The organism is Arthrobacter sp. NPDC080086, assembly GCF_040702285.1.
The window spans coordinates 14587-38198 of the sequence record NZ_JBFBKP010000031.1 but is presented as its reverse complement, the minus strand read 5'-3'; the positions used below and the strand labels follow the sequence as shown (position 1 = coordinate 38198).

Genomic DNA, 23612 nt, shown 5'->3' with positions numbered 1-23612 from the left:
GTCCTGAACTATGGGGTGGCGTCAGTCTCCGGCGCGGGTCCGGCGGCGCGGCGGCCGGTTTTCCCGGTTGCCGGCTCCGCGGCGGCGGCATCGTGGCCGCCGTTGGGTTCGCCCGCGGCAACGGCCTGGGCCGAAGCCCGGTCCGGACCGCTGGTATTCACCCGGAGATTATCACGGGATTCATTATCTGAGACAGCCGAGTCCGAATGGCGGACGGCCGGGACGGTGGCCTTCTCGGCGTCGCGGCCGCCCTCGACGGCGTCGCCGTCGCGGTCCTCCGCGTCCCGTTCGCCGTCGCGCTCTTCCGCGCTGCCTTCGGCGACGTGGTCGTCGTCGGCATCCTCAGCGTCACCCTCGACGGCGGCGGGTTCGCGGCCGGGCAGGTACACGGTGTCCTCGCCCGTCTTCTTCCGCAGCCCCTGGAGGATGAAGGCCAGCAGCGAGCCGGCCAGGACCAGGAGGCTGGTCCAGACGTTGAGGCGGGTGGTGATGCCGAACAGGCTGATCTGCTCGGCATCGTCGATGCGCATGGCCTCGATCCAGACCCGACCCAGCGTGTAGTACATGGCGTAGAGCCAGAAGAGCCGGCTGCGGCGGAAGGAGAACCTCCGGTCCAGGGCCAGCAGGATCACGACGCCGACGAGGTTCCACAGGGACTCGTAGAGGAACGTCGGGTGGAAGAGCGTGTCCGCCGGCATGCCGGCGGGGAAGTTCGGGTTGGTGGGGTCCACCTGCAGGCCCCACGGCAGGGTGGTGGGCCCGCCGAAGAGTTCCTGGTTGAAATAGTTGCCCCAACGGCCGATGGCCTGGGCCAGCAGCAGGCCGGGCGCGGCGGCGTCGACGAAGGCGCTGAGCTTGACGCCGGAGCGGCGGCAGCCGATCCAGGCTCCCACCGCGCCGAGCACCACGGCGCCCCAGATGCCCAGGCCGCCCCGCTGGATCTGCGGGATGAGCGAGAGGTCGCCGGTGCCGTCGAATCCGGGGCCGAAGTAGGCGTCCGGGGAGGAAACCACGTGGTAGAGCCGGCCGCCGATGATGCCGAACGGGATGGCCCAGATGGCGATGTCCCAGACGCTGCCCTCAGGGGCACCGCGCTTGGCCCAGCGCACGGAGGTGAGCCAGAGGCCGGCGATGATGCCGGCCAGGATGCACAGCGCGTAGGCGTGGATCCGCAGGGAACCCCAGGGCAGCGGGATGTCGAACCCGGACCAGACCGGGCTCGGTATGCTCGTGGGAACCAGCGCTGCCGCGTGGAGGACTGCCTGCATTGACTACGCTTCTTCCTTGGTGAGGCCGGTGCTGAGCTCTTTCGTGAGGGACGCTACCGCATCAACGCCGCCCTCACCGATCGCCGCGACCAGCGCGGTGCCGACGATCACGCCGTCCGCGTAGGCGGCGATCTCGCGGACGTGGCCGGCGTTGGAAACGCCCAGGCCCACACAGACCCGCTCGGCGCCGGCGGCACGGGCCGCGGACACCACGTTCTTCGCGGCGGAGCTGACCGAGGTGCGGGCACCGGTGACGCCCATGATGGAGACCGCGTAGACGAAGCCGCGGCTGGCGTCCACGGTGCGCTTCATCCGTTCCGGAGTCGAGGACGGCGCCACCAGGAACACCCGGTCGAGGCCGTACTTGTCCGAGGCGGCCATCCATTCGGTGGCCTCGTCCGGGATCAGGTCGGGCGTGATGAGCCCGGCTCCCCCGGCCTCGGCCAGGCGGCGCGAGAATTCGTCCACGCCCATCCGGACCACGGGGTTCCAGTAGGTCATGACCAGGACGGCCGCGTCGGTCTTGCTGGTGATGCCGCGGACGACGTCGAAGACCTGGCCCACCTGGAATCCCTTGGCGAGGGCCTCGGTGGTGGCGGCCTGGATGACCTGACCGTCCATGACCGGGTCCGAATACGGGATCCCGATTTCGATCAGGTCGGCGCCGTTTTCGGCCAGCGCGATGCCGGCGGCGATGGTTTCCTCGACGGTGGGGTACCCGGCGGGGAGGTAGCCGATCAGCGCGGCGCGGCCCTGGGACCGGGCGCGGTCGATGGCGGCGGCGGACTTGCTGGCCGTTGCGGCGTTTGCGGCGGCAGGCGTCTCGGAGCTCACAGCTGCTCCCCTTCCTTGGCGATCTCCGCTTCCGGAGAGTTCTTGTCCAGCAGGTCGAACCATTCCGCGGCGGTGGCCACGTCCTTGTCGCCCCGGCCCGAGAGGTTTACCAGCACGATCTTCTCGTGCACGCTCTCCGGGTTGCCGGACTCGGCCGCTTCAGCGGCGAGGCGCTGGCCGATCTTGATGGCACCGGCAAGGGCGTGGGCGGATTCGATGGCGGGGATGATGCCCTCGGTGCGGCACAGCAGCCGGAACGCATCCATGGCCTCGCTGTCCGTGATGGGCTCGTAGCTGACGCGGCCGATGTCCGAGAGGTAGGAGTGCTCCGGGCCGACGCCCGGGTAGTCCAGGCCCGCGGAGATGGAGTGCGATTCAACCGTCTGGCCGTCCTCGTCCTGCATCAGGTAGGAGCGGGCGCCGTGCAGCACGCCCGGGCGGCCGAGTGTGATGGTGGCGGCGTGGCGGCCGGTCTCGACGCCGTCGCCGCCGGCCTCGAAGCCGTAGATCTTCACGGAGGGATCGTCCAGGAAGCCGTGGAAGATGCCGATGGCGTTGGAGCCGCCGCCGATGCAGGCGCAGACCGCATCCGGCAGCCGGCCGGTCTGTTCCAGCATCTGGGCGCGGGCTTCCTCGCCGATGACCTCGTGGAAGTAGCGCACCATGGCCGGGAACGGGTGGGCGCCGGCGGCGGTGCCCAGCAGGTAATGGGTGCTGTCCACGTTGGCCACCCAGTCGCGGAGCGCCTCGTTGATGGCGTCCTTGAGGGTCTGGGAGCCGTTCGTCACGGGGACCACGGTGGCGCCGAGCAGCTCCATCCGGGCGACGTTGAGGGCCTGCCGGCGGCAGTCCTCGGCGCCCATGTAGACGACGCACTCGAGCCCCAGCAGGGCCGCGGCGGTGGCGCTGGCCACGCCGTGCTGGCCGGCGCCGGTCTCGGCGATGACGCGGGTCTTGCCCATCCGCTTGGCCAGCAGGGCCTGGCCCAGGACGTTGTTGATCTTGTGCGAGCCGGTGTGGTTGAGGTCCTCGCGCTTGAGGAAGATCCGCACTCCCCCGGCGTGCTCGGCGAACCGCTTGGCCTCGGTCAGCAGCGAGGGCCGGCCGGAGTAGTTCTTGTTCAGCTCGGCGATCTGAGCGGTGAACTCGGGATCGGCCTTGGCCTTCTCGAAGGTGTCCTCGAGTTCGTCCAGGGCGGCGATCAGGGATTCGGGCATCCAGCGGCCGCCGTAGGAACCGAAGTACGGTCCCGGGGCGTGCCGCAGCGAGGGCGTGCCCTGCGCTGCTTCATCGGGTCGGTTGCCCTGCAGGAACGCGTCCGCGGGGCTTTCCTCTGAGCCGGTCATGGGTGCATCGACCATCAGTCTCACCATCCTGTTCCACTGCTAACTAGATCTTGGGGGCCGAACGGAGGCGTCGGAGGGCCGGACCGCAGAGGCCCGGTGCCCTCCCGGCGTCAGGCCCGTGCTGCGATTTCCTCGGCGCCCGCGGCCATGAATTCGGCGATCCGCTCCTGCGGGGTCGCGTTCTTGACCAGGGCTTCGCCGACGAGGACGGCGTTGGCGCCGTGCGCCGCGTAGTGCCGGACGTCCTCGACGTCGCGCACACCGGACTCGCCGACGACGAGCGCGCCGGCGGGGATGGCTGCGACGAGGTCGGCGAAGACGGAGCGGTCGACGTCGAGCGTCTTGAGGTTGCGGACGTTGACGCCGATGATCCTGGCACCCGCCGCCGCGGCCCGTTCGACTTCCTCCGGGGTGTGGGTCTCGACCAGGACGTTCATTCCCAGCTCGTGGCTCAGCGCCGCATAATCACGGAGCTGGGCGTCGGAGAGGGAGGCGACGATCAACAGGACCAGGTCCGCGCCGTGGGCGCGGGCTTCCCAGAACTGGTACTCATCGATCATGAAGTCCTTGCGCAACAGCGGAACGTCCACCGCGGCGCGGACCGTGTCCAGGTCCGCAAGGGAACCGTGGAAGCGGCGCTGCTCTGTCAGGACGCTGATCACGGCCGCACCGCCGTCGGCGTACTGACGGGCCAGCGAGGCCGGATCGCCGATGGTGGCCAGCGCACCCTTGGAGGGGCTGCTGCGTTTGATCTCGGCGATCACCTTCAGCTGGTCCCTGGCGGAGTCTCCGCCCAGGGCGGCCCAGGCATCGCGGGCCGGAGCGACGGCCGCCACGCGGTCCTTCAGCTCGGCGAGCGAAACCAGCCGCTGGCGGGCCTCCATATCCTCCCGGACACCGGCATTGATGTCGTCGAGAACACTCACTCCTAGTGGCCGGAGTTCTTCAGCTTGCTGCCGCCCACGCCGTAGCCGGCCTTGCGCATGGCGAAGCCAACGACCAGGCCCACCAGCATGATGACCGCGCCGGCGACGAAGATCGGGGTGTTGGCAATCACGAAGGCGATCGATGCGATGAGTGCGCCCACCAGCATGATGATCACGGTGGTCCAGGCGGCGGGGCTGTTGCCGTGGCCGGTGGGCTCGCTGTGGTCGACGTCGTCGTAGATGCCGGTGCCGGCGGCGGGCTTCGGTGCAGACATGGGGGCTTTGCTCATGGAAATCTCCTCAGGATCAATACTGCTTACATTCTGCCATTTTTTGGCCGTGACAATGGCCGGGGACGCGAGCGGGACGGTCGGCACGCGAGCCGGGCCGCGCGGGGCGCTGCCTACGTCGGGTCGTCGCCGCGGGTGAGCCGGTCCCAGCTGTCGATTTCGTCGGCGGGACCCCCGGTGCCGGCTTTGACGGCGGCGGCGTCATATTTCGTCCGGCTCTTCCAGTGCCGGCCGGCCGGGACGATCAGCAGCGCGGACAGGCTCAGGAGCGCCCCGGCGACAACGGCCAGGACGGGGAAGACGGTGGTGGCCACCGAGACGTTGCTGCCGCTGATGCCCGTGGCGGCGGCAATGGATCCCTGCGCGGCGGCCAGCGGGTCAGCCAGCACGGTGCCGGCGGCGGTGACGATTCCGGCGGCTGCGAGCAGGATGATGACCGTAATGACCCAGCGTGCCACCTTGCCGCCGATGGCGGCGGCGAGTCCGCCGGCCAGGGCCACGAGGGCCAGCGCCGTGACCGCCGTCGCGGCCTTGCTCCCCTGCACCTGGAGGCCGTCACGGTTGGCGACGGCCTGGCCCAACTGCCCGGCGTCCAGCCTGACGGTGAGCCAGGTCTGGGTGGTGGCGCCGAAGACCGCCAGGGCCAGCACCACGATCAGCAGGACCAGGGTGGACTTGCGGGCCCAGCGGGGAACCACCGGGCTGGTGCTCTTGACCGTGCCACTCATGCCCGGCTCCCCTCGGCACCCGGCACCGTGTCCGGGGTGATGGTGTGCAGGGACTGGGCCGTGTGCACCGCGCGCATGGGGGCCGCGGCCTTGTTGATGGTTTCCTGGGCCTCAGCGGCGTTCACCGAGTCCGCGACGATCCCGCCGCCGGCTTGGACGTAGGCGCGTCCGTCGCGCAGCAGGGCGGAACGGATGGCGATGGCCATGTCCATGTCGCCGGCGAAGTCGAGGTAGCCCACCACGCCGCCGTAGATGCCGCGGCGGTGGGGTTCCAGCTCGTCGAGGAGGCGAAGGGCGCGCGGCTTGGGGGCGCCGGAGAGCGTACCGGCCGGGAAGGTGGCCTTCAGGACGTCGTAGGCGGTGGCGTCGGGGGCGAGCCGGCCGACGACGGTGGAGACCAGGTGCATGATGTGGCTGAACCGCTCCACCTCCATGAACTGGGTGACGTCCACGGTGCCGGCGACGCAGACCTTGGAGAGGTCGTTGCGGGAGAGATCCACCAGCATCAGGTGCTCGGCGCCTTCCTTCTCGTCGGCGAGCAGTTCCTCGGCCAGGGCCTTGTCCGCTTCCACGGTCTTGCCGCGCGGGCGGGATCCGGCGATCGGGTGGGTGATGACCTCGTCGCCGGTGACCGTCACGAGCGCCTCGGGCGAGGAGCCGACGATCGAGTATTCGCGGCCGTCGGCGTCGGCCAGGCTGAAGAGGTACATGTAGGGGCTGGGGTTGGTGTTGCGCAGTACGCGGTAGACGTCCAGCGGGTCCGCGCCGCACTCCATCTCGAAGCGGCGGGAGATCACCACCTGGAAGACCTCCCCGTCAATGATCGCCTCCTTGCCGCGGTCCAGGGCGGCGAGGTACTGGTTCTCGTCCCAGCGCTCCTGGACGCTGGAGGCGAAGTCCAGGGCGGCGGATTCCAGCACGGAGACCGGCTGCGCCGTGGGGGTGCTGACCTTGGCGAGCAGTTCCTTGACCCGGGCGACGGCGTCGTGCCAGGCCTCGTCCACGCGTTCGGAGCTGTTGTCGAAGTTGATCGCGTTGGCGATCAGCAGGACGGTGCCGTCCATGTTGTCGTGCACGGCCATGTCGGTGACCATGTTCAGCGCCATCTCGGGCAGCTGCAGGTCATCCTCGGGCGGGCTGGTGAGCTTTTCCCAGTGGCGCACGGACTCCCAGCCGAGGAAGCCGACCAGGCCCGAGGTGAAGGGCGGCAGGCCCTCGAAGCGTTCGGTGTGCAGGGCGCGGACGGTGTCCCGGACGGCGTCCACGGGGCTGCCGGACAGGGGGACGCCCACCGGCGGTTCGCCGAGCCAGTGCGCCTGGCCGTCCTTGGTGGTCAGCGTGGCGCGCGACCGGGCACCGATGAAGGAGTACCGGGACCAGGATCCGCCCACGGCAGCGGATTCGAGCAGGAACGTTCCCGGCTGGCCCTGGGCGAGTTTGCGGTAGAGGCCGATAGGTGTTTCGGCGTCGGCCAGCACCTTGAGGCGGACCGGGATGACGCGGTTGCCGGCCGCGAGCTCGCGGAACTCCTCCAGGCTGGGGCTGATGATTCCGAGGTCCTGCATGGCTGCGTACTTCCACCTGTTCTGTAGGTCTAAGGTGTGCGGGTTGGTTCGGCTGCGGTAGTTCCCGGCTGCGGCGGCGCCGGCTGCGCCGGATGGTGCCGGACGGGTCAGCCGGCGTGGCCGACGACGGCGTCGAGGTCGCGTCCGTCGAAGCAGGTTCGGGTGCCGGTGTGGCAGGCTGCGCCCACCTGGTCCACGCGGACCAGCAGGGCGTCGCCGTCGCAATCCAGCGCCAGCGACTTGACCCACTGGACGTGGCCGGAGGTATCGCCCTTGCGCCAGTATTCCTGGCGGGACCGGGAGTAGAAGGTCACCCGGCCGGTGGTCATGGTCCGATGCAGCGCCTCGTCATCCATCCAGCCGAGCATCAACACCTCGCCGGTATCGAACTGCTGGATGATCGCGGCGACCAGTCCGGCGGCGTCCCGCTTAAGGGACCGTGCGAGGTCCTCGGGGAGGGGGCCGGAAGGCGCGGCGGGGGCGGGGGCGGGCTGCTCAGACATCACCCCCAAGTCTAGTGCCTGCGCGGGACACGCCACCCGCCGGGTCCCAGTGCGAAGTCTTCGGCGCCACCGAACCACCTCCGGGCGACCTCGACGCCGTGCACCGGGGCAGCCGCCGGGCTTGGCCCGCCGTCGTCGCCCTATCTCCTTCATCACCCGCACCACGGGTTACGGCCACGGGTTGCGAAATGACGGCCGTTTCCTGTGCGCAGGGAGGGGCGTCTCGTGCTAGTTTCACAAGTGATGCATTTCGTCGACCCGTCCCGAGAAGTCCTGGCCGAAACCCTGCTTGCGGCCGGCCCCGACTCCCCCACGCTCTGCAAGGGCTGGCAGACGCGTGATCTTGCCGCGCACCTGTACCTGCGCGAGCGTAAGGCGCGCGTGGGACTGGGCCTGCTGATCAAGAGCCTGAGGAAGACCTCGGATGAGGCGACGGCGGAACTCGCGGAGACCCTGAAGAGCCCTGAGGCGTACGCGACGCTGGTCAACACCTTCCGCGCCGGTCCGCCCGCCCTGTCCCCCATGCGGATCAAGGCGCTGGATGAGAGCTCCAACCTGACCGAATATTTCGTCCACACAGAGGACGTGCGCCGGGCTGTGGACCGCTGGGCCCCGCGGGCGCTGGACGAGGGCTATTCGGATGCGCTGTGGGATGACCTGATCAAGCGCGCCGCCATCCTCTACCGCGGCGTCGACCTGGGCATCGTGCTGGTCAGCCCGTCCGGACCCCGGCACGTCGCCAAGCGGGCCCCCGTCTCCGTGGCGATCGTCGGCGAGCCCGGCGAACTGCTGATGCATGCCCACGGCCGCACCCGGCACGCGCTGGTCACCTTCGAGGGCCAGCCCGACGCCGTCGCCCTCCTGCAGTCCGCCGAAGTCGGGCTCTAGGCGACTGCCCGCGGGCACGACTGCAGGGAAGCCATGAGCTGGGACAGCTCAAGGCTTGGTGGCGGCCAGCGTCCGGGCGAGCCTGGCAGCAGCTGCGGTCCGCCCCCCTGTGGCCTCGGATTGTGAAGGATCCTCGCTGACGCATTCCCGCAGTGCGGCCGTGACATCGGAGACCAGGTCGGGGAAAGCGCAGGACCGGTAGTCCGCGCCGTCGGCAGCGACGGCACGTGAACGGTTGAGCGTCCCGGCTACCATGACGGCCACCTCGGTTCTTCGGGCCATGCCAAGCTTGCTCAATATCGAGGAGACCATGTTCTTTACCGTCTTCTCCGCGATGAACATCTCCTGACCAATCTGCCGATTGCTGAGCCCGGTGGCGATGCCCAGGGCAACTGTTGATTCGCGCTTCGACAGGTCCCGTAGCCTCATCTCGTCAACCCCTGGATGCACATCCCGGGCCGGTCCCATGAGGGCCGGGTAAAACCTGCGGCTGTACGCGGCGTGGCCGGAGAGGACGCGGGAAATCAGCCTGAGCTGCTCACCGCTGTCATCCAGCTTCGAAAGGCAACCCCAGGCACCCGCGAGGATTGAGCGGATGAGCACCGATTCGTCGTCGCTGGCTGTCATGAGGATGCACCGGATAGATGGGTCGGCCGTGGTGACGGCGCGGCATACTTCCGCTCCCGAGCCGTCCGGAAGATCATCATCGAGAATGGCCAAGGCAGGGCGCAGGGCAGGAATCCGGCGGGACGCCTCACGCGCCGACCCGGACTCGCCCACAACGACCAATCCGGCAGACTCCACCAAATAGCGCGCGCCACGCCGCACAATTTCGTGGTCGTCCAACAGGTACACTCCGCCGCCAGGAGCGGCAACGGGCAGAGGGAATTCCGGGTCAGCCATCATTGCTGTTCCGATCTGTCGCCTTTGCCTCCAAAGGCGCCGTCCATGAATCACTGGGCCCGCTTAGGACAACGCGGGTAGTTTCCCGCCCGAGGCTAGCAGGCCCTCCCGGGAACCGCGCACCGCCCCCACGACGCCGACCAAGAGGGGTCCAAACCCTAGACCCCACCGAGCCCACGAGACAGTGCCCAACGTCCCGAGAGCAGGCCGCCGCGGATTCCCGCCGTCGCATGACCGCGCAAAGGACGCTTCCCTAGCTGTCAATTGTCAGGTGCCGCGGCAGGTTACTGCGCACGCGTCGGTTGGCGGCGGGCAACCAGGTCGGCAACACCTACCCCAATGAGAGCCAGGATTAGCGGTGATTTGGCACCTTCTGCAGCGATCACCAGGATCAGGGACTGCTGCTCCCCGGCGGGGTGCTGTCCAGTCGTCATCGTAGTGCCGATGAACGCAACAGCAGCCAGGGTTGCCAGCGCTACGATCCGGCCGGCTGTGCCCCGGAGGATATTGCGGTGCACCATCACCGCTGCGAGGGCGAGGAGAATCAGACTCAGCCGCCACACGTATGGCAACCAGCCGGCTGAGATCCCAACGGCGCGGGAATCAAAGGTCATGAATGCGCTCATCCCGGACATCACAAGCTGCATCGTGAGATAGCCCGTCAAGAGAATGAGCAGCAGCGAACCCGCCACAGCGGTGACAACAGCAATTGCCGGCCCACGTTCCGGCGCCGGCGTTGTATTCGGCCTGTTCTGACCAGTCAGCTGCTGCACCGAGACTCCCCCCCATTAGTTGTGCCTCGACTCTAAACCCTCGGGAACGGTCCGATAGGAATCAGGGAAATCCGGTGATTCACGTCATGGTGTTCGCCTTGGCCGCGGTCGGAGGACACGCAGTGCCGATCGTGGGTCGCTGCCCGGACCTGTAGGCCGAGGCTATGACGGGTCCAAGCTCATCCATCACCGTATGGTTCCCGGGGAGCACCACATGGGCCAGAAATTCGGACTCCAGCGTTGCAACGCCCGCTGTCGCTGCCGCGAGTTTGGCATCCGTCGACAGGGCTAAGGCGTGCCAGAAGCGACGGGCATCGAGTTCGAGCACTCGTGCGGAAGCGTCCCGGCCGGGGACCTCGGAGACTCCATCCGGAGCAGTAGCGTGCGCCTTTGCCGGCACCAGCGGAAGCACCATCCGGAATTGCCTTCCGCAGGCCCTGAACGAAATAGCGTTCAGATGGCCACGTTGGCTGAAAATAATCTCGGTTGCCCCAAAGTTCAGCAGGGAACGTTCGATGTGTTCCCGTGAAGCACCGACGCTAATGGAATCACCCCGCGTGTAAAAACTCCGGGAGTCGTAAATTGCCACACCTCCAACTATCCCCCGCCGAGCCGTCTTCTCAGCAACGTGCGGATCTGTTTGTTTGCTTCTTGAGCGGGCCCACATGATTCGGGCACGAGGGAACCGGCCGGCCTCAATCCTGGGTGGCCGCCGGCAGCAGTTCAGGGCTGCACGGAGTCGAAGAACCGATAGGGCGGCTGCGCCATGGAAGGTTCTTCCGGGTGTGTTTTGGATCGGATGAAATCGATATTTTCCTGCGACAGGACCGTTTCGCCGTGTCTATCAGAATCGGCGTTCTCTCCGGATTCGGCATTGATTTCGGCCGAGATGGTCCGGGGTAGAACTACACAACCAGGGTTGTCGATAAACCACTGCTTGCTGGCCGGAGACAGGCGGTGCCAGTGTTCCTCAAGATGCATGGAAGTCATTGTTTCCTTTTCCGTTGCGGGTCGTTCCAGGACGATGCTTTCTCGGCCCCCAACTACGTGCCGAGAAAGCAACCCGCGGCGCAGAATTCGCGCCAGTGCGCCTGGGAGTATTCGTCGAAGCTGATGTCGGCCGCGGACCGGCGGACTGCTTCGATTCGCTGCTCTTCGAGAAGCCCCAAAGTATCCAGTTCTTCTGATCTATGCGCGCGTTCCGCGTCGGCTTGCACTGAGATCTCGCGCAGGATCGTGCCAACCAGGTGCGCAAGACCTGACTTAAGGTCCTGCAGATTGGTGTTGGTAATGAGGAGGCGGCGGTCAGAGACTCGCAGCTCGACGTCGCTGTAGCCCTCTTCCGCCAAGCGCCGGGTGACGCTCTGATCATGAAGCAGGTCCAGTTCCCGGGGCTGGGGCCTACGGGAGAAGACGACAGGGACAATGTATCGAGACGCGGCCTTCGCCGTGCCGAGGTCGTGAGGCAGGGCGGAGGCGAGAACCCCGCTGAGGGCGAGTCTCCCCACGGTTTGGACGGGCTGTACTGGGGTGGTGGTCATGGCATAGCGCCAACATTTCTTGGAGATGCGCAGTCGACAACGCCGGAAAACGGGCGGATCAACGGCGGCTGGAGGTCGACGAACCCGAAACCGGGCCTATCGGTAGGGAGGGCAGGGCCGCAAGAGTCCGGCCTGCACGCGGCAGAACGGTGGGGCCGCCCTCGTCATCCCAGCTCATCACCACGAGGTTGCAGTGACCGGATGTCGCAGCCGCATGGTGCCGGCGGCGGGCGCGGAGCTAGTTTCAAATAGTCGGAATACCGGATGTCCAGTCAGGCCGTCCCGATACTCTGACTGTACGCCCTCGTCCGCTGAGATAGGTGGAAACTGACACATCAATGGTCAAGCGGTGGGTTCGGATCGCCCGGCGGTCCACCATCCAGCGACTGGGGCAAGGCCTCAGGAGTCACACGACTGCCAAGGCCCCCTTGGCGCTCTCCACCAGCACGTGCGTTGCCGCCGGAAGGTGAAGGACCTCGCCGTCGATCTGGCACGGAACGGCGTCCCTCGTGGTGAAGGCGTAACTGCTCACGCTTGGCTGGTGGCCGAGGCCCAGCGTCACAGCCCGCAGCGTCATCAACGCCATCTTCCACCGCCCGGCATGTGGCAGCGTCACCACCTCGAACATGCCGTCGTCCGGAGTGCCCATTTCGCTGACCGTTCCGTACTTGGCCATCCGGGAAATGTTGGCAAGGATCAGGCTGTCAAAGCGCGCAGTGGCTCCGTCTCCCCGAATGAGCTCAAACGGACTCAACGCCGAAAGGGTGCGGGCCACGGATATGAGTTCGAGGATTTTTCCCTTGCGGCCCTTCTCGATGCCGATCGCCATCAAGGGTGTGAGTCCGAAGCCTATATACGAATGGGCGTACTGCGTCTGCTCGCCGTGTTCCCCGCTGAATCGGATGCGCAACAAGTCGATGTGGCGGATCCGGCCTTCACGCACGGCAGCAGGCAACGAACGCGCGGGCATGCTGCGGTGATGATCATTGGCGTTGCCGGCCGCGACGACGGTACACACAGCCCTGCTGTCGCGTACATCCATGACCCCGTTGACGACCTCGTGGTACCCGCCGTCGCCGCTGATGGAAACAATAAGGGGCGCACCCCTGGCGGCCGCGGACCGCGCCAGCTCCCGGGCATGCCCGGCGAACTCCGACGGCATCGACTCAACCGGCAGACCCGGCAATCCGTCAGCCAGGCTTCGCCGCACCTCATCGATCCTGGCACCCATCCCGGGCTTGCCGGGATTGAAGATCAGGACAATCCGGTCAAAGCGCTCGGCGGCTACCCGCTCATCAATCATGGCTGCCCTTCCACGCCGCTGTTACCGAAACAGTCACACCCCTGTCCCATGGGCGCCGTGCAGCTCGGCCCCACCGGCTTTCAGACCATCATGACACTTCTGCGGGTGATGCTCCCCGCCGAGTACCGCAAGCTCGCCTTCTCGTTCCCGCGGGCCAAGCCGAGGCGGCGTCGCCGTCGTCAGCCCCTGGTCGCACCGTCCTTCACGTGCGCCTCAAGGACGTCACGGATGCTGGTCCACGCCTGCGGCCCGTAGCGGTCGTTGTTCACGTGATGCAGCTGGCCCTCGCCACTGAACATACTGACGAAATATTGCATACCCTGCCAGGCAGGGAACGTCGCGTCCTCGTCCCTTGATATGCGACGTCCGATCCGGGCCATGCCGGACAGCAATCCCGTGGTGCCCGCCCACTGGGTGCTGAACGCGGCGCCGGTGAGCTCTGTCATAATCCGCGCGATATCCCGGGCTGTCACCCGGCTCCCGGCCACCTCGACGACGCGTGGCGCGGCGTCGTCCAGTGCCACGCGAGCGACGGTGCGGGCGACGTCGTCTTTGGTTGTGAAGTCGAGCAGCTGGTCGGGCGAGGACCAGTAGAGGACCTTGTGCCTCCTGAACAGGATCATTGGAGCCTGCCCGGTCAGCATGTCCGCGAAGGCCCCGTTGAGCACGGACGTGGCCCGGAGCGGAGTGGCATCGACGGCGGCGGCGAACTCCCGGCGCAGCTCGAAGTTGCGGTTGCTGCCAGGGGTTACCCGGCGGTAATCAGCCGAGTAGTCGGACGGGATGAAGCGTGCCACACCGGCCTCAACGGCCGCAGCCAGCAGCGCCTCCTGGGCGTCGACGATGACGGAGCGCGCGCCGCTGACGGCAGACACGACGACGTCGGCGCCGCGGAGGGCGTCGACGAGGCCGGTGTGGTCCGTATAGGCCGCCGCGCGAACCTCAACGCGGTCACACCCGCCGTATTGCGCCTGAGCGGCGCCGCCGCCTGGGCGGGTCAAAACACGAACAAGGACTTCGGCGTCGGCGGCGAGCAGCTCGCGGACGATCCGATGGCCGAGATCACCGGTGGCTCCGGCAACGAGGACAGTGGTCATGAGGTTGCTCTTCTCTGTTCGTTTGGCGGGGCGTTCAATGCGTAAAAACATGCCCTGAGGTATCAACAGGCCGGGCGTCACGCCCAAGGGAATCGCTTGTCCCACCGGATAGACCGCGAGCTGGGCCACGGAGGGCGGGAAAGCTGGCCCCGACTGGCCCCAAGACCGCCCTGCGAGTACATCAAAGCAGGCTATCCACTGGATTCACCGCATGATTCCGGTTCTCTTGACCTGCGTGGCTGGGGATTCCTTCTGGCAGCTCATCACCCGATCCTACGCGCGGAGGCCGGGCGGTTCCCCTCTGTGCTGCCCTCCAGTCATCACCGACCCGCCTGGTCCATCACGACTTTCGGGGCCAGTGAATCTTCCCTCTGGCACGCTCCGGTTCATTCGCCGTTGGCGGTTCCCTCGATCCAATCGACGGCTTAGTCGGAAAGATAAATTCCTTCGGGATTTTGTTCCCCGATCCACCAGGCGTTCGATGCAACGTCGCCGCCGGCGGCCGCGATCTTGATCACGACATCAGCGGCGATAGCCTCGCCGTTGTGTTCGATCAGCCACGCCCGTGCATCGGCGTCCAAATTTGGCCACCACTCGATGGTGTTCATCCTGTCATTCTCCGCCCCGGTGTAGCGGATGGATAGCCACAGAGATCGAGCAGCGCCGCGAGACCCAACATGGTGGCCCGTAGGCCGGCCGTTGGTCCAGGGTCCGCTGCGGGACCCTGAACCAACCATCGCGTCAGTCGTGGGCGAGGACCGTGTTGATCAGCTTGATGAGCTCGGCCGACGCCGTTTGAGTCACCGCCGGCCCCGCCTTCACCGCAGTGATGGCGAGATTGCCCTTGACGCCGGTGACGGTCAGTGCGGTCTGGGCTTGTCCGGTGGCAAGGTGCTGGGTGGTGAGCGCCGCAAAGGACGCGTCGCCGTCGGACTTGGCGTCAACGGGCGTGGTCTCAGTGGTTATTTTCTGGCCGCCCACCTCGATGGTGAACGACTTGCACGGAGCGGCCGCAGCCTGTGAGGCAGCAAGCTGTTGGGTCATGGTTTTGGTGTCCTTCAGTGCGATGACCGTCACCGCGATCGTCGTTTTGTCGGCCGCGGAGATGGACGTGCCTCCGGCGTAGGTACTGCCGTCCGGGACATTGGCGTTGCTGTCGACGAGAGGTTTGCAGGTTTCGGGGCTCACCACTGCGGTCTTGAGCAGCTCTTTGGCCCTGAGAATGCCTTGATCGATCTGCGCGGCCGGAACGACGGTCAGGGGCTGGCCCTGGTCATCCCTGAGCGTGGAGAGCAAGCCGCTGAGGTCTGCGTTGCTGAAGGTCTTCACGGGGGTCGGTGTGGACGAGGATGGCTGGGCCGCCGCCGGCGTAGCCTCCGCCGTCGCGGTACCTCCTCCGGTGCCGGACCCCGTTCCGCAGCCGGTGAGGGAAAGCAAGGCGGCCGTGATGATCGCCGCCGTGGTGGATGTTCGCTGCATGAGGCGTCCCTTCTCGGATCACCGGTCCGCCTCCCGATCCGGGGGGCGCGCTCCGGCACCACCCGGATGCGGTGCCCCGATAGGAGCCGGACCGTGCGGCGTCTAGCTCAACGCAGGTAAGCAGCACGCGGGTCCGGGCCCCGCAGACTCAACGGCAGGTGCAGCGCGTCCCCCTCGCGCGCCGCTCGCTGGCGCGATGGCGCCCAAACTATCCAAAGCGACGGCGAGGCAACAGAGAGTGCACTACTTGTTTTTTTGGCCGCCCGACGCAAGTAGGGACGCTACTCAGCCGGCCCTCTGTTCTTCGTCAGGTCCTCGGCCACCATGACCAAAATGCCGCTCGGACCGCGGAGGTACGTGAGCTTGTAGATGTCCCGGTACGTTGCCACCCCGCGAAGCGGATAGCAGCCGTGCCGGGACGCTATGTCCAGCGCCGCGTCGATGTCGTCCACGGAGAACGCAACGCGGTGCATGCCAATCTCGTTGGGCAGGGTGGGGCCTGTCTCGATGGCGTCGGGGTGGAGGTATTCGAAGAGCTCGATCTGCCCGTGCCCGTCCGGCGTCGTCAGGACGGCGATTTTGGCGTGGTTACCGTCGAGGCCGACGGCGGTGTCCGCCCACTCCCCCGCAATGGTGTCCCGGCCGACAAGTTCGAGGCCCAAGTCAACAAAGAAGGCGATCGCCGCCTCGATGTCGCGGACGGCAATCCCAACGTTCTCCAGTTTGATCGTCATCCTCCGCATGCTACCCACCGACGTGCTGCGCATGTGGGAAAGCCCTGATTCAAGGCGGCCCGCAGGCCCCGGGCTAGACTGATGACCTAGGGGGAAGTCATGGAATGGATTCTTTTAGGCATTGCCGCTCTGGTCATTATCGTTGCATCTATTTGGCGCGATGTCTCAAGAAAGTCGCTACGGCCGCCAGCGGTATCGGGCCCGGATTCGGAACGGGCGCTTCGCGACTTTCACCGCGGCCAGACCCTGGGCAATTCACATTTTGTCGGCCTGGATAATACGGGCCACCGCCGATAATCCCGGGCCGCAGCGGGTCGTAACCGCGGAAGTATCCGCCGCCCTAATCCAACGGCGTTACGGCGCACTGACTGTTTATGCGATTTTGGTGAAGGCGCCAGCCACATGCCGGCGGAATCCCATTCGCCTCACCGTAAGGTTGTGCCCAATGGACCAGGAAAGGGCGCATGTTGTGAAAGCGGACGAAGTGACTGTGGGGTGTTATCCGCGCGACGACGTCTCCTGGGCGAAAGATGGCAGGGTCCGGGAAGGTAGCGCCACGATTTTGGTCCGCCAGGCTGACGGGACCCTGGAGCCTTCAGGAGAAGTCGTCTTGGGCGAACTGCGCATCCTGCATCCTGATGTGAAGGTGGGTGGCGAGTTTGTCATCGAGCTACGCGCCCGTTTCGACTCGGAGACATTCCACCGTCGGGTGACCTTCGTCGCCAGTGGTGACGAGGCCCGTGACGTCTTCATATCGGCGGTCGGGCCCGGCGGGCATGCTGAGCCGAAGGCCGGCCCATTTAAGCGGAGGCGGTACTCGGGCTTCGAGTTTGGAGTGATGGTCATGGGCGCAACAACCGAGAAGGGTACCCGGATCGGAGACGTCTTGGGCCCGCTCATCGAGCATGGACCCAACGATGGCGTCGGGGCCGCCGCTTCTGCCTAGCAGCGGCAAGAGCCGTTGTTGGCGCCGACGCTGCTGTCGTGGCTCAGTCACGGAGCGGTGACCCGACAACCTCGAATCGGAACCCTCCAAATGCGCCGGACAGTAGCGGGCGTGCGAGGGCGATAGACGCCTGAACCTCCGGCAATGTGAGGGACGACCGATGCGCCTCCTCGTTTTCCCACAGCTCCACGACAAACACGGTGTCCGGGTCATCCTCGTTGACTCCCACCTCGTAGGCAAGGCAGCCGACCTGCCGAAGGGTCTCGCTGCGCCGCGTCAAATGACGCACCAGTTCGTTGCGCTTACCAGAGACTGTGCCAAGCGTTCCCACATTCGCAAATGTCATGGCCCCACAGTAGTAGGACAGTGCACGATTCACGGCGCATGTCTTCGGAGCATCAGCACGGCCTGCGGACCCCGCTTCATTGATCCAGACGATGCGGGCCGGGGCGCCGTGTAGTTTGAGGTCTTCGAATTGGGGAAAACATATGGTTCTTAAGTTTATCGCTCGACCTTTGCCGGCTGCATTTGATGACGCATATGCGGTCATAAGGAGAAGTAACCCGCTGCGATAAGGAATGACCTGACCGCGCCCGTATGCCGGTCCCCCACTGCGACAACCGAGGTTTGACGTACGACACTGCGGAATACTCGTTCAGGATGTCCCGTGCAGGCCGCCCGCAATCTGCCGGGCGGAGATGCCCTAAAGGGAATCCGGCGCCGGACTATCGACTTCGTCTCCACCCGCTCTTAGTCCGGCTCGCTGACTCTGCCAATGGTGGAGTATCGCTGGGCGAGGCTGGTGAAGGCTGAGGTGAGTTCGGGGGGACCTACGACTTCCATGTGCGCTTCAAATTTTCCAAATGAGGCGGCCAGCGCTTCCCAGGACCAGGCTCCTGCTTCGAGGCTGCAGGTTCGGGCATCGATGGCGGTAACTGTTCCGTCGTTGGCGAAGGGAAGGACTTTCTGCGCGGGGAGGTGAAGAATGACTGTGCCGCGGCATTGCCACTGATTGAGATGGGACCCTTTGAAGCGGGCGGAGACAAAGTCCTTGACGTCGCCGCCAGGTACCGTGCGAGGGGTGAAGCGGGCGCCACGGGGTTCACGGGGGTGGAGCCGATCGATTCTGTAGAGGCGCCAGTCGCTTCGGTCCAGATCCCAGCCCACCAGGTACCACCGCCCGTGAGAGCTCACCAGGTGATGGGGTTCCGAGCGGCGGGGCGTTGGCGCCTGATTTCCAGTCTCGGAGGTGTCTTCGTCTGCGGCGTAGTCGAAGCGAAGGGATTCCCGGTCACGGATGGCGTTAGCCACAGTGACAAGGGTATTCAAGGAGACGTTTCTCGGCGCGGCGTCGCCGGGGCGCCCGACGGGCGTGACTGTGAGCGCATCGAGTCGGCGCCGGAGCCTTGAGGGCATGACTTGGCGGACAGTGCCAAGGGCGCGGATTGCGGCTTCTTCAATTCCCGCGCCGAGGGCGGGGGCTGCCTGCAGGGCAATGGCCACGGCGAGGGCTTGATCATCGTCGAAGAGCAGCGGTGGCAGCTCTCTGCCGGCGTTGTCGAGACGGTACCCGCCGTCCGGACCCATGGTGGCCTGGATGCTGTAGCCCATCTCACGCAACCGGTCGATGTCTCGGCGGACGGTACGGTCACTGATCTTCAGCCGGGTGGCAAGGAGTGACCCTGGCCAGTCCTGCCGGGTCTGCAATAGAGACAGCAGATTCAGCAGCCGTGAAGTCGTTGTCATGCACTCCAGCATAATCGGAGGTCTAGGACACAACCTGACCTAAACACCTGTAATGCTGGTTCCATCGAGCCGGTAGGCCGAATTCACCGAGGAGCCCAATGACCATTCAAACAACCACACACCTCAACTTCCGAGGCGACGCACGCCAAGCACTGGAGTTCTACCAGTCCGTATTCGGCGGACACACCGTGCTGAACACCTACGCTGACTTCGGCATGCCAACTGAACTACCCGGGGCCGACAAGATCGTCTTTGGCCTCGTCGGAGCGGAAAACGGTTTCCGCGTGATGGGATACGACATTCCCGGCCAAAGCGGAAACACGATTGTCGGAGGCGGCTCCACCCGCCGTGAGAACAACACCACTGTCACCGACCAGGCCTTTTTCGTCGCCATCGAATCCGACGTCCTCCAAGAGCTTCAGGGTTTTTGGGACGCGCTGGCCGTTGATGCCACCATCATCGAACCGCTTGCCGCTTCGAAGTGGAGCGCTGGTTTCGGGATGCTTACCGATCAGTTCGGTGTTACCTGGAGCTTCAGCGTCACTACCGCCTAATTGCTCCAAACGCCGTGGCGCGGGGTCCAGTCGACTCCCGCCACGGCCTCCGCAGCTGCGCACCACCCTCCATGAAAAGAGAATCATGTTCCCTGCCCGCTCTGACTTCACTTGGTCCGCGCACCCGGCCAACGCCGGTGCCCTGGTGGGCGGCAACGACACGACCCGCTGTGAGCCAGGGAAGCCATGATCCACTCCCATTTGACCGTGGCAGACGCCAGTGCATGGAGGGAGTGGTTGAACGAGAACGAGCACACTAGCGACGGTGTGTGGTTGACCCTCGCCAAGAAGGACACCAGTACCCCAACAACACTCACGTACACCCAAGCACTTGAGGAAGCGCTGTGCAGCGGGTGGATCGATGGACGCAAGAATAAGATCGATGCCCGAACGTACAGCCAGCACTTCACTCCGCGCCGGGCACGATCCATGTGGTCAGAACGCAACATTGAAATTGTCGGTGCACTTACCGCTGCGGGCCGCATGCGCGAACGCGGTCACGCCGAAGTAGCTCTCGCCCAGACAGACGGGCGCTGGGACCGGGCCTATGCTGGGCCCGCGTCAATAGAGGTACACGACGACTTGCGCTGCGCTCTCCGCACAGCGCCCGATGCAGAGGCTGCCTTCAATGCCCTCACGAGCGGCGCCCGCTATCGGATACTGCTCGATGTAACCACCGCCCGGACAAGAGGTCTGCGTGCGAACCGCATCGCCAGGCACCTCGCAAAACTCGCGACGCCAGCGCAGGTGACCTAAACACGCCATCCTCACCACAAAAGGTTCGGTAAAGCCCAGCCCGATCTATCGGACTTCGAACCCCGCGTCGCGGATCGCGGTTTTGACCTGGGCGATCATGTTTAGCGGGCCGAAGTGGAAGACGGAGGCGGCCAGGACGGCGTCGGCCCCGGCGGCCACTGCCGGCGGGAAGTGCTCGGGCCGGCCGGCGCCGCCGGAGGCGATCTGCGGGACCTTGACGGCGGCTCGGGCCAGCCGGATCAGTTCCAGGTCGAAGCCGTCCTTGGTGCCGTCGGCGTCGATGGAGTTGAGTAGGATCTCCCCCACTCCCCTGTCCGCGGCCTCCCGCGCCCACTCGAGCGCGTCGATGCCGGTGCCCTGACGGCCGCCGTGGGTGGTGACCTCGAAGCCGGAGGGCGTGGGCTTGGACCCGGGCCGGGTGCGGCGGGCATCCACGGAGAGCACCAGCACCTGCGAACCGAAGTGCCGGGTGATCTCGTCGATCACGTCCGGCCGGGCCACGGCGGCGGTGTTGATCGCCGCCTTGTCTGCACCATAGCGCAACAGCTTGTCCACCTCGGCCACCCCGCGGACTCCGCCGCCCACGGTGAGCGGGATAAAGACTTCCTCTGCGGTGCGCCGGACGACGTCGAACGTGGTCTCACGGTTGCCCGAGGAGGCCGTGACGTCGAGGAAGGTCAGCTCGTCCGCGCCGCCGTTGTCGTAACGGTGGGCCAGTTCCACCGGGTCACCGGCGTCGCGCAGGCCCTCGAAGTTGATGCCCTTGACCACGCGGCCGGCGTCGACGTCCAGGCACGGGATGACGCGGACGGCTACTGACATGACTGCTCCTGCTGTTGACGTGCTGTTCGGGGGCCCTGGCTGACCTAAGACCGGCTGACTTAGATCCGGCAGGCGTGGATGCTGCTGACCAGAATGGCGCGCGCGCCCAGGTCGTAGAGCTCGTCCATGATCCGGTTGGTGTCCTTCTTCGGCACCATCGAGCGCACGGCAACCCAGTCGGAGTCGCGCAGCGGAGACACCGTGGGCGACTCCAGGCCCGGGGTCAGCGCGGCGGCCTGCTCCACGAGCTCGTTGCGGATGTCGTAGTCCATCAGCACATACTGGCGGGCCACCAGCACGCCCTGGAGACGGCGGATGAGGATCTCGACGGCGGGGTTCTGCTCGCCCTTGCGGCCGATCAGCACCGACTCGGACTTCAGGATCGGTTCGCCGAAGATCTCCATGCCGGCGGCCTTGAGCGTGGTCCCGGTCTCGACCACGTCGGCGATTGCGTCGGCCACACCCAGGCGGACCGAGGATTCAACCGCACCGTCCAGGCGGACCACCTTGGCGTTGATGCCGCGCCCGGCCAGGTAGCCGCGGAGCAGCCCGTCGTAGCTGGTGGCCAGGCGCTTGCCCTCGAGCTGGTCGATGGAGCTGAAGTCACCCACCGGGCCGGCAAAGCGGAACGTGGAGGCGGCGAAGCCGAGCGGCAGCAGCTCCTCGGCGTCGACCTCGGCGTCCAGCAGCAGGTCGCGGCCGGTGATGCCGACGTCGAGCGTTCCCTGCCCGACGTAGACGGCGATGTCGCGCGGGCGGAGGAAGAAGAATTCGATGTCGTTGTCCGGGTCGACCATGACCAGTTCGCGGCTGTCGCGGCGCTGGCGGTAACCGGCCTCGGCGAGCATGGCCGAGGCGGCTTCGGACAGGGATCCCTTGTTCGGGACGGCAACTCTCAGCATGGGAGGTTTCTTTCTGGGTGGATCGTCATGGGGTAACAGGCACTGCGGGCCACGGGCTACTCCGCGTCCGCCGGCGTGGGCCGGGGACGCGGAACCGCGTGGCTAGAGATGCTTGTAGACGTCTTCCAGGGTCAGTCCCTTGGCGAGCATCAGGACCTGCAGGTGGTACAGCAGCTGGGAGATTTCCTCGGCTGCGGCCTCGTCGGATTCGTACTCGGCAGCCATCCACACTTCGGCGGCTTCCTCCACGACCTTCTTGCCGATGCCATGGACGCCGGACTCAAGTTCGGCGACGGTGCGGGAGCCTGCCGGACGGCTGGCGGCCTTCTCACTCAGTTCTGCGAACAGCGACTCGAAATTCTTCACACCCTCCAGCCTACTTGCTCGGGGCATAGCCCCGCCTGCCGGGTCTCCTGATGACTCCCCTGATGTGAGGGATTCCACAGCCTAGCGGTACTGCTTGAGCGTGACGGCGGAGGCGACGGCGGCGGTGAACGCCTCGTGTCCCTTGTCCTCGTTCGAGCCGGGCAGGCCCGCCCGGTCGATACCCTGCTGCTCCGTGTCGCAGGTCAGGACGCCGAAGCCCACCGGCGTGCCGGTGCGGACGCTGACCTCGGTCAGGCCCATGGTGGCCGCCTCGCAGACGTATTCGAAGTGCGGGGTGCCGCCGCGGATGACGACGCCGAGGGCGACGACGGCGTCGAAGTGCGGCGCCAGCCGGGCGGCGGCGACGGGCAGTTCGAAGGTGCCCGGCACGCGCAGGACGGTGGGATCGTCAATGCCGGCCTCCTTGGCCGCGCGGAGGGCACCGTCGAGCAGGCCGTCCATGATGGCGGTGTGCCAGCTGGCGGCAACGATGGCCACCTTGAGGCTGCCGGTTTCCGCGGACTGGGTGGTCAGGTCGATCGTGGGGGCGCCGTGGCCGCTCATAGGGTGTCCTTGCTGTTGGTTCTGTGGGGAGAAAGTGGGTGGGAGGAGGTGCGGCCTAGCCGGCCTGGACGCCGGATTCGACGCCGGCGCCGGCACCGGCTCCGGCACCGGCTCCCGGGTCCAGCGCGGCCGGCTGCATGTCGAGGACCAGGCGGTGGTCCATCCGGTCCTTCTTGGTCTGCAGGTAGCGGAGGTTCTGCTCGCGGGAGGGCACCTCGGTGGGGACCATTTCGACCACGTGCACGCCGGCCTGGGCCAGCCGGTCCTGCTTGTCCGGGTTGTTGCTGAGGAGCCGGACCTCGTTCAGGCCCATCTCCGCCAGGATCTGGGCCGCGGCCTGGTAGGAGCGGGCGTCCACCGGCAGGCCCAGCTGCTCGTTGGCCTCGACCGTGTCGAAGCCGGCTTCCTGCAGCGCGTAGGCCCGGATCTTGTTCGCGAGGCCGATGCCGCGGCCTTCCTGGCCGCGCAGGTAGAGCAGGGTTCCGCCGTGCTCGTGGATCAGTTCCAGGGCGTAGGCCAGCTGCTCGCCGCAGTCGCAACGGTAGGAGCCGAACACGTCGCCGGTGAGGCACTCCGAGTGCAGCCGGACCAGCGGCGCCTTGCCATCGGTGGCGGGCAGCGGCGAGCTGACCGCCAGGTGCTCGGCACCGGTTTCCAGGTCCGTCCAGGCCTGGGCCACGAATTCGCCGAAGGCGGTGGGAAGCTGCACGATCGGGCCGCCGCTGACCGGATGCGGCTGCTGCGCCGGGGTGGCCGGCTGCGCTGGGGAAGTCGTCAT

At 66.4% G+C, this 23612-nt stretch carries 30 protein-coding genes; 5 read left to right on the top strand and 25 right to left on the bottom strand.

The window, feature by feature from the left end; genetic code table 11:
- Positions 1–8: 8 nt before the first annotated feature.
- From lgt to hisI, 8 genes are all read right to left on the bottom strand, one after another.
- Positions 9–1268 (bottom strand): prolipoprotein diacylglyceryl transferase, encoded by a 1260-nt coding sequence (lgt, locus tag AB0305_RS12390; RefSeq protein ID WP_364137621.1) that lies wholly within the window; start codon positions 1266–1268, stop codon positions 9–11.
- A 3-nt stretch (positions 1269–1271) separates the two neighbouring features.
- A complete protein-coding gene (gene trpA / locus AB0305_RS12385) occupies positions 1272–2102 on the bottom strand; it encodes a tryptophan synthase subunit alpha (protein WP_364137623.1) in 831 nt (276 codons plus the stop codon).
- Positions 2099–3463 carry a tryptophan synthase subunit beta gene (trpB, locus tag AB0305_RS12380; protein WP_364137625.1) on the bottom strand — a complete coding sequence of 455 codons (1365 nt, stop codon included), beginning with the start codon at positions 3461–3463 and terminating at the stop codon, positions 2099–2101. The genes trpA and trpB overlap by 4 nt, the downstream gene beginning before the upstream one ends.
- A 95-nt stretch (positions 3464–3558) precedes the next feature.
- On the bottom strand, positions 3559–4374 hold the full coding sequence (gene trpC / locus AB0305_RS12375; RefSeq protein WP_364137627.1) for an indole-3-glycerol phosphate synthase TrpC: 816 nt from the start codon (positions 4372–4374) through the stop codon (positions 3559–3561).
- Positions 4375–4376: 2 nt separating this feature from the next.
- Positions 4377–4664: an HGxxPAAW family protein gene (locus tag AB0305_RS12370; protein WP_290258043.1), complete on the bottom strand. Its 288-nt coding sequence runs from the start codon at positions 4662–4664 to the stop codon at positions 4377–4379.
- A gap of 113 nt (positions 4665–4777) precedes the next feature.
- Positions 4778–5392, bottom strand: coding sequence for a Trp biosynthesis-associated membrane protein (locus tag AB0305_RS12365; RefSeq protein WP_364137629.1), 615 nt, complete (start codon positions 5390–5392; stop codon positions 4778–4780).
- Entirely contained in the window at positions 5389–6957 is a 1569-nt protein-coding gene (locus tag AB0305_RS12360) for an anthranilate synthase component I (RefSeq protein WP_364137631.1), read from the bottom strand. The genes AB0305_RS12365 and AB0305_RS12360 overlap by 4 nt, the downstream gene beginning before the upstream one ends.
- A gap of 107 nt (positions 6958–7064) precedes the next feature.
- The gene (hisI, locus tag AB0305_RS12355; protein WP_364137633.1) at positions 7065–7460 is read right to left on the bottom strand and encodes a phosphoribosyl-AMP cyclohydrolase; all 396 of its coding nucleotides are present in this window, start codon (positions 7458–7460) and stop codon (positions 7065–7067) included.
- A 243-nt stretch (positions 7461–7703) separates the two neighbouring features.
- Here hisI and AB0305_RS12350 point away from each other — a divergent pair, with 243 nt between their 5' ends.
- Positions 7704–8348: a TIGR03085 family metal-binding protein gene (locus AB0305_RS12350; protein ID WP_364137635.1), complete on the top strand. Its 645-nt coding sequence runs from the start codon at positions 7704–7706 to the stop codon at positions 8346–8348.
- 48 nt (positions 8349–8396) lie between these two features.
- Here the strand turns inward: AB0305_RS12350 and AB0305_RS12345 are convergent, their stop codons facing one another.
- The 10 genes from AB0305_RS12345 to AB0305_RS12300 all read right to left on the bottom strand — a co-directional run bounded on the left by AB0305_RS12345 (position 8397) and on the right by AB0305_RS12300 (position 16178).
- On the bottom strand, positions 8397–9194 hold the full coding sequence (locus AB0305_RS12345; RefSeq protein ID WP_366173061.1) for a response regulator transcription factor: 798 nt from the start codon (positions 9192–9194) through the stop codon (positions 8397–8399).
- Between the two features lie 341 nt (positions 9195–9535).
- On the bottom strand, positions 9536–10024 hold the full coding sequence (locus tag AB0305_RS12340) for a hypothetical protein (protein WP_364137639.1): 489 nt from the start codon (positions 10022–10024) through the stop codon (positions 9536–9538).
- A gap of 79 nt (positions 10025–10103) precedes the next feature.
- Positions 10104–10613, bottom strand: coding sequence for a hypothetical protein (locus AB0305_RS12335; protein ID WP_290258050.1), 510 nt, complete (start codon positions 10611–10613; stop codon positions 10104–10106).
- A gap of 134 nt (positions 10614–10747) precedes the next feature.
- A complete protein-coding gene (locus tag AB0305_RS12330; protein WP_366173058.1) occupies positions 10748–11014 on the bottom strand; it encodes a hypothetical protein in 267 nt (88 codons plus the stop codon).
- 53 nt (positions 11015–11067) lie between these two features.
- Complete coding sequence (locus AB0305_RS12325; RefSeq protein WP_364137643.1) at positions 11068–11565, bottom strand: hypothetical protein; 498 nt, start codon at positions 11563–11565, stop codon at positions 11068–11070.
- A gap of 406 nt (positions 11566–11971) precedes the next feature.
- Positions 11972–12868, bottom strand: a complete 897-nt coding sequence (locus tag AB0305_RS12320) for a diacylglycerol kinase family protein (protein ID WP_290258053.1) — start codon at positions 12866–12868, stop codon at positions 11972–11974.
- 179 nt (positions 12869–13047) lie between these two features.
- On the bottom strand, positions 13048–13965 hold the full coding sequence (locus tag AB0305_RS12315) for an NmrA family NAD(P)-binding protein (protein WP_364137958.1): 918 nt from the start codon (positions 13963–13965) through the stop codon (positions 13048–13050).
- A 425-nt stretch (positions 13966–14390) separates the two neighbouring features.
- Positions 14391–14573: a hypothetical protein gene (locus AB0305_RS12310; protein ID WP_364137645.1), complete on the bottom strand. Its 183-nt coding sequence runs from the start codon at positions 14571–14573 to the stop codon at positions 14391–14393.
- A gap of 133 nt (positions 14574–14706) precedes the next feature.
- On the bottom strand, positions 14707–15444 hold the full coding sequence (locus AB0305_RS12305; RefSeq protein ID WP_364137647.1) for a hypothetical protein: 738 nt from the start codon (positions 15442–15444) through the stop codon (positions 14707–14709).
- Between the two features lie 281 nt (positions 15445–15725).
- Positions 15726–16178: a VOC family protein gene (locus AB0305_RS12300; protein ID WP_364137649.1), complete on the bottom strand. Its 453-nt coding sequence runs from the start codon at positions 16176–16178 to the stop codon at positions 15726–15728.
- 99 nt (positions 16179–16277) lie between these two features.
- On the opposite strand from AB0305_RS12300, the gene AB0305_RS12295 reads away from it, so the two are divergent.
- On the top strand, positions 16278–16475 hold the full coding sequence (locus AB0305_RS12295) for a hypothetical protein (RefSeq protein ID WP_366173054.1): 198 nt from the start codon (positions 16278–16280) through the stop codon (positions 16473–16475).
- A 148-nt stretch (positions 16476–16623) separates the two neighbouring features.
- Complete coding sequence (locus AB0305_RS12290) at positions 16624–17124, top strand: hypothetical protein (protein ID WP_364137651.1); 501 nt, start codon at positions 16624–16626, stop codon at positions 17122–17124.
- A gap of 43 nt (positions 17125–17167) precedes the next feature.
- Here the strand turns inward: AB0305_RS12290 and AB0305_RS12285 are convergent, their stop codons facing one another.
- A complete protein-coding gene (locus AB0305_RS12285) occupies positions 17168–17470 on the bottom strand; it encodes a putative quinol monooxygenase (protein ID WP_364137653.1) in 303 nt (100 codons plus the stop codon).
- A gap of 404 nt (positions 17471–17874) precedes the next feature.
- Positions 17875–18870, bottom strand: coding sequence for a WYL domain-containing protein (locus AB0305_RS12280; protein WP_364137655.1), 996 nt, complete (start codon positions 18868–18870; stop codon positions 17875–17877).
- Positions 18871–18968: 98 nt separating this feature from the next.
- Here AB0305_RS12280 and AB0305_RS12275 point away from each other — a divergent pair, with 98 nt between their 5' ends.
- On the top strand, positions 18969–19424 hold the full coding sequence (locus AB0305_RS12275; protein WP_364137657.1) for a VOC family protein: 456 nt from the start codon (positions 18969–18971) through the stop codon (positions 19422–19424).
- Between the two features lie 237 nt (positions 19425–19661).
- Entirely contained in the window at positions 19662–20180 is a 519-nt protein-coding gene (locus AB0305_RS12270; protein WP_364137659.1) for a YdeI/OmpD-associated family protein, read from the top strand.
- Positions 20181–20225: 45 nt separating this feature from the next.
- Here AB0305_RS12270 and hisF read toward each other — a convergent pair whose 3' ends face one another.
- From hisF to ribA, 5 genes are all read right to left on the bottom strand, one after another.
- Positions 20226–21002 (bottom strand): imidazole glycerol phosphate synthase subunit HisF, encoded by a 777-nt coding sequence (gene hisF / locus AB0305_RS12265; RefSeq protein WP_366173050.1) that lies wholly within the window; start codon positions 21000–21002, stop codon positions 20226–20228.
- Positions 21003–21061: 59 nt separating this feature from the next.
- Entirely contained in the window at positions 21062–21904 is an 843-nt protein-coding gene (gene hisG / locus AB0305_RS12260; RefSeq protein ID WP_364137663.1) for an ATP phosphoribosyltransferase, read from the bottom strand.
- 102 nt (positions 21905–22006) lie between these two features.
- Positions 22007–22270 (bottom strand): phosphoribosyl-ATP diphosphatase, encoded by a 264-nt coding sequence (locus AB0305_RS12255; RefSeq protein WP_290258065.1) that lies wholly within the window; start codon positions 22268–22270, stop codon positions 22007–22009.
- Positions 22271–22351: 81 nt separating this feature from the next.
- On the bottom strand, positions 22352–22834 hold the full coding sequence (gene ribH / locus AB0305_RS12250) for a 6,7-dimethyl-8-ribityllumazine synthase (protein WP_364137666.1): 483 nt from the start codon (positions 22832–22834) through the stop codon (positions 22352–22354).
- A 55-nt stretch (positions 22835–22889) separates the two neighbouring features.
- Positions 22890–23612 (bottom strand): GTP cyclohydrolase II, encoded by a 723-nt coding sequence (gene ribA / locus AB0305_RS12245; protein WP_364137668.1) that lies wholly within the window; start codon positions 23610–23612, stop codon positions 22890–22892.